General features: G+C 69.2%; 13 protein-coding genes and 1 pseudogene. 11 read left to right on the top strand and 3 right to left on the bottom strand.

Annotation, left to right across the window (positions count from 1 at the left end; genetic code table 11):
* Positions 1-20 precede the first annotated feature (20 nt).
* The 4 genes from OG787_RS36455 (at position 21) to OG787_RS36440 (ending at position 3796) form a co-directional block, all read left to right on the top strand.
* Positions 21-287 (top strand): hypothetical protein, encoded by a 267-nt coding sequence (locus tag OG787_RS36455; protein ID WP_369037843.1) that lies wholly within the window; start codon positions 21-23, stop codon positions 285-287.
* Positions 288-413: 126 nt separating this feature from the next.
* The gene (locus OG787_RS36450) at positions 414-1781 is read left to right on the top strand and encodes a hypothetical protein (RefSeq protein ID WP_405538091.1); all 1368 of its coding nucleotides are present in this window, start codon (positions 414-416) and stop codon (positions 1779-1781) included.
* A gap of 459 nt (positions 1782-2240) precedes the next feature.
* Positions 2241-3170, top strand: a complete 930-nt coding sequence (gene htpX, locus OG787_RS36445; protein WP_405538089.1) for a zinc metalloprotease HtpX — start codon at positions 2241-2243, stop codon at positions 3168-3170.
* 17 nt (positions 3171-3187) lie between these two features.
* Complete coding sequence (locus OG787_RS36440) at positions 3188-3796, top strand: PspA-associated protein PspAB (RefSeq protein ID WP_369037840.1); 609 nt, start codon at positions 3188-3190, stop codon at positions 3794-3796.
* Positions 3797-3839: 43 nt separating this feature from the next.
* Here OG787_RS36440 and OG787_RS36435 read toward each other — a convergent pair whose 3' ends face one another.
* The gene (locus tag OG787_RS36435; protein ID WP_369037839.1) at positions 3840-4136 is read right to left on the bottom strand and encodes a hypothetical protein; all 297 of its coding nucleotides are present in this window, start codon (positions 4134-4136) and stop codon (positions 3840-3842) included.
* Positions 4137-4393: 257 nt separating this feature from the next.
* On the opposite strand from OG787_RS36435, the gene OG787_RS36430 reads away from it, so the two are divergent.
* Positions 4394-6040, top strand: coding sequence for an alpha/beta fold hydrolase (locus OG787_RS36430; protein ID WP_405538087.1), 1647 nt, complete (start codon positions 4394-4396; stop codon positions 6038-6040).
* A gap of 151 nt (positions 6041-6191) precedes the next feature.
* Here the strand turns inward: OG787_RS36430 and OG787_RS36425 are convergent, their stop codons facing one another.
* A complete protein-coding gene (locus OG787_RS36425; RefSeq protein WP_369030873.1) occupies positions 6192-6500 on the bottom strand; it encodes a hypothetical protein in 309 nt (102 codons plus the stop codon).
* A gap of 129 nt (positions 6501-6629) precedes the next feature.
* On the opposite strand from OG787_RS36425, the gene OG787_RS36420 reads away from it, so the two are divergent.
* The 6 genes and pseudogenes from OG787_RS36420 to OG787_RS36395 all read left to right on the top strand — a co-directional run bounded on the left by OG787_RS36420 (position 6630) and on the right by OG787_RS36395 (position 12134).
* Positions 6630-7001, top strand: a complete 372-nt coding sequence (locus tag OG787_RS36420; protein WP_405538086.1) for an ArsC/Spx/MgsR family protein — start codon at positions 6630-6632, stop codon at positions 6999-7001.
* 97 nt (positions 7002-7098) lie between these two features.
* Positions 7099-7755, top strand: coding sequence for a hypothetical protein (locus tag OG787_RS36415; protein ID WP_369030871.1), 657 nt, complete (start codon positions 7099-7101; stop codon positions 7753-7755).
* 360 nt (positions 7756-8115) lie between these two features.
* Complete coding sequence (gene glnII, locus OG787_RS36410) at positions 8116-9144, top strand: glutamine synthetase (RefSeq protein WP_369030870.1); 1029 nt, start codon at positions 8116-8118, stop codon at positions 9142-9144.
* A 297-nt stretch (positions 9145-9441) separates the two neighbouring features.
* Positions 9442-10047 carry a winged helix-turn-helix domain-containing protein gene (locus OG787_RS36405; RefSeq protein WP_369030869.1) on the top strand — a complete coding sequence of 202 codons (606 nt, stop codon included), beginning with the start codon at positions 9442-9444 and terminating at the stop codon, positions 10045-10047.
* Between the two features lie 84 nt (positions 10048-10131).
* Positions 10132-10296 (top strand): annotated as a pseudogene (locus OG787_RS36400) (DNA-binding response regulator); the annotation flags it as partial.
* Positions 10297-10541: 245 nt separating this feature from the next.
* On the top strand, positions 10542-12134 hold the full coding sequence (locus OG787_RS36395; protein ID WP_405538084.1) for a DUF1996 domain-containing protein: 1593 nt from the start codon (positions 10542-10544) through the stop codon (positions 12132-12134).
* Between the two features lie 115 nt (positions 12135-12249).
* Here the strand turns inward: OG787_RS36395 and OG787_RS36390 are convergent, their stop codons facing one another.
* On the bottom strand, positions 12250-12705 hold the full coding sequence (locus OG787_RS36390; RefSeq protein WP_235479701.1) for a hypothetical protein: 456 nt from the start codon (positions 12703-12705) through the stop codon (positions 12250-12252).
* Between the last annotated feature and the right edge of the window lie 188 nt (positions 12706-12893).

Below are 12893 nucleotides of genomic sequence, written 5' to 3'. Positions count from 1 at the left end.
GGATCAGAGAGGCAACGGGGATGACGGGCAGGTCCGAACAGGACGACAACGAGCGGGAGTTCGACATCAAGTGGGCGGACAACGCCGAGTTGAAGGAGCCCTCCGCTCGGGCGCGGATGCTGGCCGCTCGGTGGAAGGAGAATCCGCCGGAAGCGGTGCCGTTCCGGGGTGAGCCCGAGGGGGCGGGGCCGCGCAGGTCGTCCTGGATATCGACGGTCGTGGTGCTCGGCTGTGTCGCCGCGGTCATTCTGGTGCTGGGGTACGTCCAGTTCCGGGCTCCGTACTAGCCGTAGCGGCCGTACTGGCTGTGCTGGCCGTGCTGGCGTGAGTCCTGGCCGTCCTTATATCGCGCGACCTGCGGGTGCACCCCGGCCTACGATCACGCGACACGGCGGACGGCCCCGGGGGCGGGTATGCGCGAGGACATCAGGGGTGGCGAAGCGGCAGCTCGGCGGCTGGCCGAGGGGGCCGCGCTGTCGGACGTGGTCGACGCCGGGGACCCCGGGGCCTGGCTCGGACTGGATGCCGGTATTCGGTCCTGGCTCTACTGGCTTCCGCTGCCGCCCGCCGAGGTCGCCGCTCTCCGGTACCCCGACGCACTCCCCGAGTCCCGGCTGGCGCTCGCCCTGTGCCACACCGACGGGCGGATACGTGAGGCGGCTCTCGGGTCGGCGGCCAGGTGTCCCGGGCTGTGTCCGCTGGTCGTCGTCCGGACCGCCGACTGGGTGGCGCCCGTGCGGGAGCGCGCCCGGGAGGTGCTGCGGGCGGTTCTCGGCGACGTGGACACGGCCGTCGGGCTGGCCCCGCTGATCCTGACGGGCGGTCGGCGCGGCCGGGGTGTCTTCGCCGTCGATCTGCTCGACGAGGTGCTGCGCCGGGCGCCCCGTGAGCGTCTCGCGCCGATGTTCACCTCCGCCGACCGTGGCGTACGCCGGTTCGCGTACCGGCTGGCCGTCGACGAGGGGGACTTCTCCCCCGCCGAACTCGCCCGTGCCGCCGCCCGCGACCCCGACCCCGTCGTCCAGGACCTGTGCGCCGAGGCCGCCCTGGCCGCCGTACGGGAGGGAGGGGCGGAGGGCGACGTGCTCGACGCTCTGCTCGGGGCGCGGGGGCCTCGGGTGCGGTCCGCCGGGGTGACCGCGCTGCGGCGGGCCGGGCAGGGGGAGCGGGCCGAGGGGTTTCTCGCCGACCGGGCCGGGGTGGTGCGGGCCTGTGCTCGGTATGTCGTACGGCAGGTGGGCGGTGACCCGGCTGCCTGGTACCGGGACCGATGTGCCCGGCCGGACGACCCGGCGCTGTCCCCCGGTGCCGTCGCCGGACTGGCGGAGTGCGGCGAGCGGGCCGACGCGGAGTTGCTGTGGCCGCTGGCCGGGCATCCCGACGCCAGGGTGCGGGCGCGGGCGGTGGCGGGGCTACGGACGCTGGACGTGACGGACGTACGACGCCTGCGTGCGCTGCTCGACGACCCGGCGCCCGGAGTGGTGCGGGAGGCGACGCTGGCGCTGCTGCCCTTCGCACGGTCGCTGGACACCGAGCGGCTGACGGAACGGCTCGGTGGCGAGTGGCCCCGGTATGCGCGGGTGGCCGCGTTCCGGTTGCTGGACGCGTGTGGGGGGCTGGTACGGCTGCGGGCCGCGGTCTCATTGCTCGACGATCCCGACGTTCGGCTGCGGGAATGGGCCGCGGCGTCCGTACGGGGCTGGCAGGCGACTGCCGATGTGCCGCGCGGGTCGGCGGAGGTAGTCGAGTTGCTTGCTCGGGGGCGGCAGCTGGCCTGGTAGTGGGTGCTGAGCGGGGGGGGCGGCGGGCCTGGTCGGCGTCGGGCCGAGCCCTTGCTGGTCTGCGGAGGTGGTCGCGCTGCCTGCCCCAGGACGGCAGCTGGCCGGAAGCGCCTGCCGAGCGGGCACGACCAGTCCCAGGTCGACATCGGAACCGAACCCCTGCTGGGCCACGAAGGTGGTCGCGCTGCCTGCCCCAGGACGGCAGCTGGCCGGAAGCACCTGCCGAGCGGGCACGACCGGTCCCAGGTCAGCATCGGAACCGAACCCCTGCTGGGCCGCGCAGGTGGTCGAGTTGCTGGCCCGGGGGCGGCAGCTGGCCTGGTAGTGGGTGCTGAGTGGTCCGAGGTCGGTGCCGGGGGCGAGCCTTTGCTGGGACTAGGGCTGGGCGCGACCGCTTCATGGGATGGGGCGGGTGCACACTGGGCAGTGGGGCGAGTGCCTGACTGCGGGGTGGTACCGATGTCGAACCGGGTGCGGAGCGATCGAGGGCTGACCGTGCGGATGACGGTCACGCTGTTTCTGCTCGGACTGCTGTACGTGGCCTTTGTCGCCGCGTTGATCGTGTTGCTGAAGTCCTGGGTGCTGGTCGTGGTGGTCGCGGCGGGGTTCCTCGGTGCGCAGTACTGGTTCTCCGACCGGGTCGCCCTCTTCGCGATGCGCGGGCGGGTCGTGGAGCGGGAGGAGTATCCGCAGCTCCACGGGGTGATCGACCGGCTGTGTGCCGTGGCCGATCTACCCAAGCCCGTGGTCGCCGTTTCGGATATGGACATGCCGAACGCGTTCGCCACCGGGCGGAACGCCGATCACGCCGTGGTGTGCGTGACCACCGGGCTGCTGCGGCGGCTGGAGCCCGCCGAGCTGGAGGGTGTGCTCGCGCACGAGCTGTCCCATGTCGCGCACAAGGACGTCGCCGTGATCACCGTCGCGTCCTTCCTCGGCGTCATCGCCGGGCTCGTCGTGCGGTTCGCCTTCTACTCGCAGTTGTTCGGCGGGGGGCGGCGGGATCAGAACACCGCCGTCATTTTCATGGCCGTGATGGGTGTCTCCGCCGCTGTGTACTCGATCAGTTTCCTGCTGATCCGTGCCCTGTCCCGGTACCGGGAACTGGCCGCCGACCGCTCCGCCGCGCTGCTCACCGGGCGGCCCTCGGCACTGGCCTCCGCGCTCACCAAGGTCTCCGGCGACATCGCCAGGATCCCGTCGAAGGACCTGCGGACCGCGCAGGCCTTCAACGCCTTCTACTTCACGCCCGCCCTCGGCAAGGAGCCGGGCCTGGCACGGTACTTCTCCACCCACCCCAGCCTGGAGCAGCGGCTCGACCAACTCGGGCGGATCTCCGGCGAGTTGGGGGAAGCCGCGGCTCCTGGCGGCGGCTCCGGGAAGCTTTGAAGGTGTGAGGAGGCCTTATGGGGCTGCTGGACATTCTGCTCGGGCGTACCAGGCCCGTCGCCCCCGATCTCGACCGGCTCTTCGGGCTGCCCTCGGCCGCGGTGACTCTCCAGGCCGCGGCCGGCTTCACGCCCACGGGCCGCGGGTCGGTGTGCTTCGCCACCGTGGAGGGCGCGGCCTTCGACGACGTACGCAAGGAGGTCCAGGAGCTGCTCGACGCGGACACGGAGCGGACCGGGCCGCCGGTCGAGCTGGTCCGGGACGAGTACGGGTACTCATGGCTGGTGTCGCGGCGCGGGCCCGAGGATCTGCCCGCGCTCGTGGGGGATCTGCACGCGGTCAACAGTGCGTTGGAGGCGAGTGGGTTCGGGCCGCAGTTGTTGTGTTCCGTGGTCGGGTTCGAGGATCCCGACGGTTCGGGAGAGGGTGCCCGGCGGCTTGCTCTTGTCTATCTCTACAAGCGCGGGACCTTCTATCCCTTCTCTCCGTTGGCCGGCGGTGACGGTCACGGTCAACGGCGGGACAGTTCCCTGGAGTTGCAGGTGCGGGCCGCACTCTCCGGGGATCTGCGGATCGAGGAGGATCTGAGCCGGTGGTTCCCGGTGTGGGGTGCCCCCGGTCTGTGACGTGACAGACCGGGGACACGCCCTTCTGCAAGTCCTCCTCGTGCTACTTGCCCTTGCGGTCCTGGCGGCGGGACTCCAGGGGACGCTCACGACGGTAGCGGCGCTCCCACTTGGCCTGCTGGTCCCTCCGCTGACGGTAGGCGCGGTAGCTCGCGGGCGAGGAACCCGCGGCCGGGCCGCCCGCTCCTCCGGCTCCGGACGAGGGGGCCGCTGTGCCGCTCCCCGTACGGCCGTAGCGGAAGTAGACGTAGAGCAGACCTGCGGCGCCGAGCCACAGGATGCTGTTGTTGAAGCCCATGATGATCAGAACGACGGTCGCGGAAATGATCAAGGTGCCCATGACGGGACTCCTTGTGGTGGCGTGGGTGGTTGAGCGGTGATGTGCGTGACGGTGTGCTCCGGCGGGGCGCTGGGGGTGGGCGTCCCTCCGCCGGTGCGTAGAGAGTAGCCCCGAGTCCCGTGAGTGACGCCTGTCCGGCGAGAAGCGGTGTCTACGGCTTCGCTACGCCTGTCCAGCGTAGGGACGGAGGGGTAAGCGGCGCATCTGCATTTCTCCCGCGCACGGCGTGAGTGAATGGCTCATGAGTGAATGGGCTCATGAGTGAGCTGCTTCCTTTCTCGTACGACGTCGACGGTGAACTGCTCAGCGGGGTGTACGGGGATGACCCGGGCGGGGATCCGGGTGCGGCGACCGTCGTTCTGCTGCACGGCGCCGGCAACGGAAGCAAGGAGCGACTGCTGCCGCTGCTCGCCGAGTTCGTCGCGCGCGGCTGCCAGGGGCTCGCCTTCGACTTCTCCGGGCACGGTGAAAGTACGGGCGCACTCGGCGAGTTGAGCCTGCGGCGGCGGTTCGAGCAGGCCGTCGGGGTCATCGGGGCGCGGGTTCCGGTTGACAGCCCGCTCGTGCTGGTGGGGTTCAGCATGAGCGGCCAGACGGTGGCGGATCTCGCGGGGCACTACGGGGAGCGGGTCGCCGCGCTCGGGTTGTGCGCGCCCGCCGTGTACGGGGGCGAGGCGTGGGACGTGCCGTTCGGTGACGGGGACGGCCGCTTCAGCGAGTTGATCCGGACGCCGGGGAGTTGGCGCGGGGCGCCCGCGCTGGACGCGCTGCGAGCGTACGACGGGCGGGCGGTGCTGGTTGTTCCTGGCGCCGATCACGTCATTCCGGCCGAGGTGACCGATGCGGTGACGGAGTCGCTGGCGGCGCGGGCGCAGTTCACTCGCCTCGAACTCCCCGACGCAGACCACTTCTTGGGGCTCCGGTTCCGCGATCACGCCGACGACCGGCGGGAGTTCGTGGACGCGGTGCTCACCGGTCTTGGCGACCGGGGGTGGACGGCGACGCGGGCCTGGGTGGCCAAGCAGTTGCCGGCGGGGGCCGCCGTGCGTGACTCGCGGACGCTGTACGGCGGTTGGAGCTCTCAGATGCGGCGGCTCACCCTGGATGACGGCAGTGGTGTGGTGCTGCGGTCGTTCGTGAAGCCGTTCTTCCGGTATCACGGGCCGGGGCTGCTGGCCCGGGAGGCGGACGTAATGACGCTGCTGGCGGCGCGGGAGGGTGTGCCCGCGCCTCGGCTGATCGCGGTCGACGCCGATGCCGAACACTGCGACCATCCCTCGCTGTTGATGTCGTTGCTGCCGGGGCGGGTACGGGTCGACGCCTCCGAGGAGGACCTGGAGCGGCGGCTGGATCTGCTCGCGGGTCAACTCGTACGGATCCATGAGGTCGTACCCGAGAAGCTGCCGCGTGACTATCAGGCCTGGACGTCTCCGGAGCGGGTGCGTACCCCCGGCGGGGTGCTGTGGGAGCGGGCCGTGGACGTGATTCGGCGGGCGGCTCCCGCGTACGAAGGGTGCTTTCTGCACCGGGACTTTCATCCCGGGAACGTGCTGTTCGAGGGGGAGGGTGACGAGTTGCGGGTCAGTGGGGTCGTGGACTGGGTGGAGACCTCGTGGGGGCCTGCGGATCTCGATGTCGCGCACTGTTCGACTGCGGTCGCGCTGTTGTACGGGGCGGAGTACGGGCTGGGGTTCGGGGAGCGGTATGCGTCGCTGGGCGGGCGGCGGCTGGCCGAGGGGCGGGAGCACTTGTACTGGCGGCTGTTGGATGCGTTGGGGTATGCGGGCGATGCGGGGAAATTGGCGGGGCCTTGGAGGGAGTTGGGGCGGGGGGATCTGGCCGCTGGGGTGCTTGGGGGGCGGTTGCGGGAGTATGTGGGTGGGTTGTTGGAGCGGTATGCGTGAGAAGTGGGTGGGCTGGATTTTTTCGCCCCCGCCGCCCCTACCCGTCCCATCCCGTTCCTGGGGGCTGCGCCCCCAGACCCCCGCTGTCGGCCTGAACGGCCTCGTCCTCAAACGCCGGACGGGCTGAAAATCAGCCCGTCCGGCCGCTTGTTCAGCGGGAGTAGCGCATCAGCGCTCGGACCATGTGGCAGGTCGTGTCCGACGGGGGGTGGATGCCGATCAGGTCTGCCGCGCTGCGGATCGTTTCGTTGCGGGCCTGGTTCGGCATATAGACGCCCGAGTCGAGCAGGGCGATCGCCAACCGCATCGCCTTGAGGCGGCGGTTGTGGGTGACGTACCACTCACGGGGGCGGCCCGGCGGCAGCGGGCGCTTCTCCACGGGGGCGTACGGCAGTTCGAGCAGGACCCCCCTCCTGGCGGTGGACTGGGTGGGCGACGGCTTGAGAGCGGCAGCGGGCACAGGCATCCTCCTGTCGCGGTCAGGGTGGCGCCGGAACGCCCGGCGACACCCTCGAACACTGCTTCTATTCTACTGCCTGGCACTGACAAAAGGCCCTGGCCACAAGGCCTCTCGCGTACCGTGAGCCCCATGGAAATCTGGATCAACCCGGCCTGTTCCAAGTGCCGCGGAGCGCTGTCGCTGCTCGACGCCGAGGGTGTCGAATACACCGTCCGGCGGTATCTGGAGGAGCTGCCCAGCGAGGGCGAGATTCTCGACGTACTCGAACGGCTCGGGCTCGAACCCTGGGACATCACCCGGACCCAGGAAGCCGTCGCCAAGGAGTTGGGCATTCGGGAGTGGGGGCGGGAGGAGGCGGATCGGGAGCGGTGGGTTGCCGCGCTCGTCGCGCATCCTCGGCTCATTCAGCGGCCCATCATCACCGCCGATGACGGGAGTGCCGTTGTTGCTCGTACGGAGGACGCTGTACGGGATGCCTTGTCCCGGCGTCCGGTCATGTGACGTACGTTACTTCGGTGGCTCCCGTAACCGCTGAGTAACACCGTTCGGTATCTCGTACATAGCGACGTCCGCTCCCCTATCTCTTCAGGAGGCGCGCATGTCGCGTAGGAGAACTGTCGGTACCAAGAAGAAGGTCGTGCTGTTCGTCAGTGCGGTGGCTGTGGCGGGTGGTGGTGCTTTTGCGATGGCCGCCACCTCCAACGCCGCCCAGACCGCCGCCGATTCGACCGTCTGCCAGGGGCTCGCCACCGCCCTCGGCAACAACCAGAGCTTCATCGCGGGGCAGAAGGCCAGCCCGGACGCCCAGTCGGCCGCCCGGATCGCCAACCGTGAAGCGGTCATCGCGCAGATCAAGGTCCAGCAGGAAGCGTCCGGGTGTGTGGTTGGGGAGTCGGCTCAGGACTCCCAGGTCACGCCGCCCGCCGCGCAGCCTGCCACTCAGGCCCCGTCTCCGGCCCAGACCGCCTCGCCCGCGGCGCCCGCCGCCCCTGCCGCGCCCGCCAACGGGCAGCAGGTCTGCACCGGGTCCACCGTCACCCTCTCCGGGGAGGCCGGTGCGCCCGCCGCGTCCAGCAACCAGTTCCCCGCCGGGACCACGTTGCGCGTCACCAACCTGGACAACAACAAGTCCACGACAGTGAAGGTCACCTCGGTCTCGGGCAGTTGCGCCCTCCTCAACAACGCGGCCTTCGAGCAGGTCCGCGAGCCCGGCAAGTTCCTGATCCGCCGGGCACTGATCGAGAAGGTGGGGTGAGGTTCCAGCGCCGGCGTCTGCTCGGAAAAGGGTCCTGTCGCTCTCGGCCAGGAGCGGCAGGGCCCTTCCGTGTGCGGGCGCGTCGTCGTCCGGGGTGTTCTCAACCCCTTCGCATACGAGTATCCGGCGCCGCCTGCTCTCAGGGGCCCTCGGTTCTCCTCCGCCCCTCCCCCACCGCTCCCCGCCGTCCTCCGCACGTGAAACGCACCACAAGAACACCAGGTAACACGGGGTTCACATTCGAGCAATGATCGGGAAATCGCCTGTTGACAGGCTCGCGGGTAACAGGAAGCGGCGCCCCAGTGCCGCAGCGCCGCAGCACCCGCAAGTGCGCCTAGACCCACCCCGAAGGATGGTCCCGTGACCTTCAAGGCTGAGTACATTTGGATCGACGGCACCGAGCCGACGGCCAAGCTCCGCTCCAAGACCAAGATCCTGGCCGACGACGCCAAGGGCGCCGAGCTGCCGATCTGGGGCTTCGACGGGTCTTCCACGAACCAGGCCGAGGGGCACTCCTCGGACCGCGTGCTCAAGCCTGTCGCCTCCTTCCCGGACCCGATCCGTGGCGGTGACGACATCCTCGTCATGTGCGAGGTCCTCGACATCGACATGACGCCGCACTCGTCCAACACGCGTGCCGCGCTCGCCGAGGTGGCCGCGAAGTACGCCGCTCAGGAGCCGATCTTCGGCATCGAGCAGGAGTACACCTTCTTCGACGGCTCCCGTCCGCTGGGCTTCCCCGAGGGCGGCTTCCCGGCCCCCCAGGGCGGCTACTACTGCGGTGTCGGCGCCGACGAGATCTTCGGTCGCGAGATCGTCGAGGCCCACCTGGAGAACTGCCTCAAGGCCGGTCTCGCCATCTCCGGCATCAACGCCGAGGTCATGCCCGGTCAGTGGGAGTTCCAGGTCGGCCCGGTCTCCCCGCTGGAGGTCTCCGACCACCTGTGGATCGCCCGCTGGCTGCTCTACCGCACCGCCGAGGACTTCGGCGTCTCCGCGACGCTGGACCCGAAGCCGGTGAAGGGCGACTGGAACGGCGCCGGTGCGCACACCAACTTCTCCACCAAGGCGATGCGCGAGGGCTACGACGCGATCATCACCGCGTGCGAGTCCCTCGGTGAGGGCTCGAAGCCGCTCGACCACGTCAAGAACTACGGCGCCGGCATCGACGACCGCCTGACGGGCCTGCACGAGACCGCCCCGTGGAACGAGTACTCGTACGGCGTCTCCAACCGTGGCGCCTCGGTCCGTATCCCGTGGCAGGTCGAGAAGGACGGCAAGGGCTACATCGAGGACCGCCGCCCGAACGCCAACGTCGACCCGTACGTCGTGACGCGGCTGATCGTCGACACCTGCTGCGAGGCCCTGGAGAAGGCCGGCCAGGTCTGATCGCCGGATTGACCGGATAGTGAGAAGGGGTGTCCACCACACGGTGGACACCCCTTCTCTGCTTCCCCTCTTCTCTGCTTCAATAGGGACCATGGCCGGCTTCCAGAAGTACCTCGCGACAGGTCGTCACGACCTCGAGCCCTTCTGGCCTTCCCGTCAGCACCATGACTTCGACCGGGTGTGTTGTCGCGCGATGAACGCGCCGGCCCTCTAACGCCGTACTCCCGGCCTTCGGCCAGCGCGCAGTCGACGTACGTCAATCCAGACGACCTCCTCGCGCGAAAGAGCTGACCTCTCATGGCGACCACCACTCGTTCCCTCTCCCCCGTCTCTCCCCTCTCCCCGGCCCCCGCGTCCCCCAACGGTTCCGCACGGCACCGACTGCGTGCCGTGGACCGGGACGAGGTGGTCGACGTCACGGACTTCCTGCCGCCGGGCGCCACCTGGCTGCCGGCTCCCCCGCACACGCTGCCCACGCTGCCGGGCCAGCCGCCGATGATCGGCTACCTGGTGCTCGTACCGGCCGACCAGCAGCCTCCCGTGCTGCCGTTCGCGCTCCCGGACCCCGAGCCGGCCCTCGCGCCGGAGCAGCCGGGTACGGACGGCGGGCGGCCCCTCGTACGCGTCGACAACGTGCAGCGCACCGCCGAGGTCGACGGGCAGCCGCTGGATCTCACGTACCTGGAGTTCGAGCTGCTCGCCCATCTCGTCGCGCACCCGAACCGGGTGCACACCCGCGACCAGTTGGTGACCACGGTGTGGGGCTACGGGCATGTGGGTGACGGCCGTACCGTCGACGTCCACATCGCCCGGCTGCGCCGGAAGCTCGGTACGGAGCACCGGCAGGCGATCCAGACGGTTCGGCGCGTCGGGTACAAGTACACGCCCCCGACCGCGCGTTGACCCTGTCACCCGTACCCAGGGGTGTGCTTCGCACCACCCCCCGGTACGGGTGTTCGCGTCAGTGACCCCGCAGGCCCGTATCCGATGGCTCGGGGACGTTCGAACGCGGTGATCGCGGGGCATCCTGTCGTCACGGAGCGGGCGATCACCGAGCACACGTCCAACATTTTCGCCGAACTCGGACTTGCGGTGCCGGACGGCGACAATCGCCATGTCCTGGCGGTACTCGCCTATCTGGACCAGGGGCGTCAAAAGCGCACGAAAGTCGATGATGTCCGTCCCCGTTCGACGATATCCGCCCCCTGGTCGGGCACTTGTTGTAAGAGATCCGCAACTCCCGGTATTGCAGGTGAAGTTGGGGTCGAATTGTCCCGCGAATCTCTCACCAATTTCTGAGGCGGCTGAACACTCCTGGGACGCCCCGCGTATCTGATGGCGCCGCTTCACTCCTGTCGGGCGCCTCGATAGCCCCGCAAGGAAGTCAGAGGAGTTCCATGGGACGCAATGCACGTAAACGACGCTCACCACTGGCCGTTCGCGCCGTGGCCGCATCCGCGGCCCTCGCGATCGGTGGTGGTGGACTTGTCTGGGCGAATTTCTACGCCTCGGCGCACGAGGAGAACGGCGCCCAGAACCAGACCAAGGCCGCTGCCGCGCAGGTAGCGACGATCGACTGCCCGGATGTCGGCCAGAAGCTCACCAAGGTGCCGCGCAAGGCCCGCAAGGCCGTTGCCCTGGAGCTGTCGAAGCTGGACCAGCAGGTCACGGACGCGTACAAGCGTCTCGCTGACACGCGTCAGGCTCAGGCGGGGGACGCCAGCTACGTCGACAACGCGATTCTCAGCCCGCTGAAGTCCAAGCGCGCTGCCACGATCGACCGGATCAACATCAACATCCGGAACGCGGGCGGCCAGGCCGGTCAGGCCGACCAGCTCGCCGGGTGCACGGGTGTGCCGGCCGAGCAGCCGGAGGTCGTCGACGGCAACGGGAACCAGAACAACGGTGGTGACCAGAACAACGGCGGGAACAACAACGACGGCAACCAGAACAACGACGGTCAGGACCAGAACAACGATGGTCAGGACCAGGGCAATGACGGCCAGGACCAGGGCGGCGACGCCGGTCAGGACCAGGGCAACGGCGGTCAGGCCGGCAACGGCCCGGTAGCCGCCGACTTCCAGGACATCACGCAGGTCCAGCCGAACGGCGGCCCGCAGGGTGTGAACGGCAACGGGCTCCCGGCGAACGGTGACTCGGGTTCGACGGGCACGTTCACCACGTCCTGTGGCACCAACGAGAACGAGAACCGCAACTCGGACAACGTGATCGTCGCCCCGGGTGTCAGCAACGGTGCCCAGCACCAGCACGACTATGTCGGCAACCAGGCCAACAACGCCTTCGCGAGCGACGAGGACCTGGCCAACGGCAACACGACCTGCCAGAACCAGGGTGACAAGTCGTCGTACTTCTGGCCGGTGCTGCGTGTGCAGGACGGTCAGAACGACATCGACGCCAATGCCCCCGGTGGCGGCCAGGACGGCAACGTCGGCACGATCATCCAGGCCAGCGAGGCCCAGCTGAAGTTCGTCGGCAACAAGACGAGCGATGTCGTCGCCATGCCGACGGCCCTGCGCATCATCACCGGTGACGCCAAGTCCTTCGTGAACGGCCTGAACAACGCCAACACGAACTGGAGCTGCACCGGCTTCGAGGACCGCCAGCTGACGGACAAGTACCCGATCTGCCCGCAGGGCAGTGACGTGGTACGGACGTCCTTCTTCCAGAGCTGCTGGGACGGCCAGAACATCGACAGCGCCAACCACCGGACGCACGTCGACTTCGTCGAGCAGGACGGCAGCTGCTCCAACGGCTTCCAGGCCATCCCGCAGCTCCAGGTCCGCCTGGTCTACAAGGTCGCCGCTCCGCAGATCAACAACGGGCAGGTCGTCAACCCCTTCGCGGTGGACTCCTTCCCGGACCAGCTGCACAAGCCGATCACCGACCACAACGACTTCATCAACTTCTTCGACCAGAACACGATGAACCAGATGGTCCAGTGCATCAACAGCGGTCAGAACTGCCAGTGACCGACTGAGCAGCAAGCACTGAAGAAGCCGGCGGTGGGATTTCCCACCGCCGGCTTTCGCTTGCCTTCCCGGGCCCGCCGCTCCGACTTCCTGAGCCGGGCCCGACGCCTTGCGGTCAGCTGCTGTGACCGCTGCTGTTGTGGCTGCCACCGGGATTCATGTGCGCGGATCCCTCCTCCAGGGCCCCGCCGAGCGAGTCCTGGAGTGCCGCGACCGTCTTCTCCGGGCCGACGGCGACCCACTTGCGGCCGACGAGGTAGTAGCCGCCGTAGTCCTTCGCCCCGCTGAGCCATTCGGCCTGACCGCGGTCGGTGGCGAACGTCGCGAGGACGAACTTGCCGTCGGAGTTCTTGCAGATGGCCTGGCGGATCGTGTCCGCGTCCGTCTGCATGTTCGGCTTGCAGCCCGCCTCGCTCGCGAGGTGTTCGAGGCTGCCGGTCGCGGCCACCGGCACCGCGTCGGTGGCATCGTGCCCGGACGCGTGCTCGTCACCGCCCCCGCAGGCCGTGAGCGCCAGCCCCAGCACCGCCACGGCTCCGACCGCCGCACTTTTCGGTCGCGTCAACCTCATCTGTCGTTCCTCCGGTCGTTCCGACGCCGAGCCCGTTCGGCCCATGCCGCAGAGGGCCCAGGCAAGGGGCCTCTTCTTCGATACGGCTCCCACGCGCCCAACGCTCAATCGGTTCACCTCCGCCACGCACCCGGGCCGCCTTTCGGCGCGCCAGGTGACCATCCACCGATTCGCTCGTTCTGCTGAAC

The sequence above is a fragment of the Streptomyces sp. NBC_00075 genome, from assembly GCF_045041225.1.
GTDB lineage: Bacteria > Actinomycetota > Actinomycetes > Streptomycetales > Streptomycetaceae > Streptomyces > Streptomyces adonidis.
The sequence above is the reverse complement of the archived record's forward strand: the minus strand, read 5'-3'. Positions and strand labels throughout refer to the sequence as shown.

Coding starts and splice junctions, on each gene's coding strand:
- OG787_RS36435 (WP_369037839.1), bottom strand. CDS start 4,136: ATGGGCACCTTGATCATTTCCGCGACCGTCGTTCTGATCATCATGGGC.
- OG787_RS36420 (WP_405538086.1), top strand. CDS start 6,630: ATGGAAATCTGGATCAACCCGGCCTGTTCCAAGTGCCGCGGAGCGCTG.
- OG787_RS36415 (WP_369030871.1), top strand. CDS start 7,099: ATGTCGCGTAGGAGAACTGTCGGTACCAAGAAGAAGGTCGTGCTGTTC.
- OG787_RS36440 (WP_369037840.1), top strand. CDS start 3,188: ATGGGGCTGCTGGACATTCTGCTCGGGCGTACCAGGCCCGTCGCCCCC.
- OG787_RS36405 (WP_369030869.1), top strand. CDS start 9,442: ATGGCGACCACCACTCGTTCCCTCTCCCCCGTCTCTCCCCTCTCCCCG.
- OG787_RS36395 (WP_405538084.1), top strand. CDS start 10,542: ATGGGACGCAATGCACGTAAACGACGCTCACCACTGGCCGTTCGCGCC.
- OG787_RS36390 (WP_235479701.1), bottom strand. CDS start 12,705: ATGAGGTTGACGCGACCGAAAAGTGCGGCGGTCGGAGCCGTGGCGGTG.
- OG787_RS36430 (WP_405538087.1), top strand. CDS start 4,394: ATGAGTGAGCTGCTTCCTTTCTCGTACGACGTCGACGGTGAACTGCTC.
- OG787_RS36450 (WP_405538091.1), top strand. CDS start 414: ATGCGCGAGGACATCAGGGGTGGCGAAGCGGCAGCTCGGCGGCTGGCC.
- OG787_RS36455 (WP_369037843.1), top strand. CDS start 21: ATGACGGGCAGGTCCGAACAGGACGACAACGAGCGGGAGTTCGACATC.
- htpX (WP_405538089.1), top strand. CDS start 2,241: ATGTCGAACCGGGTGCGGAGCGATCGAGGGCTGACCGTGCGGATGACG.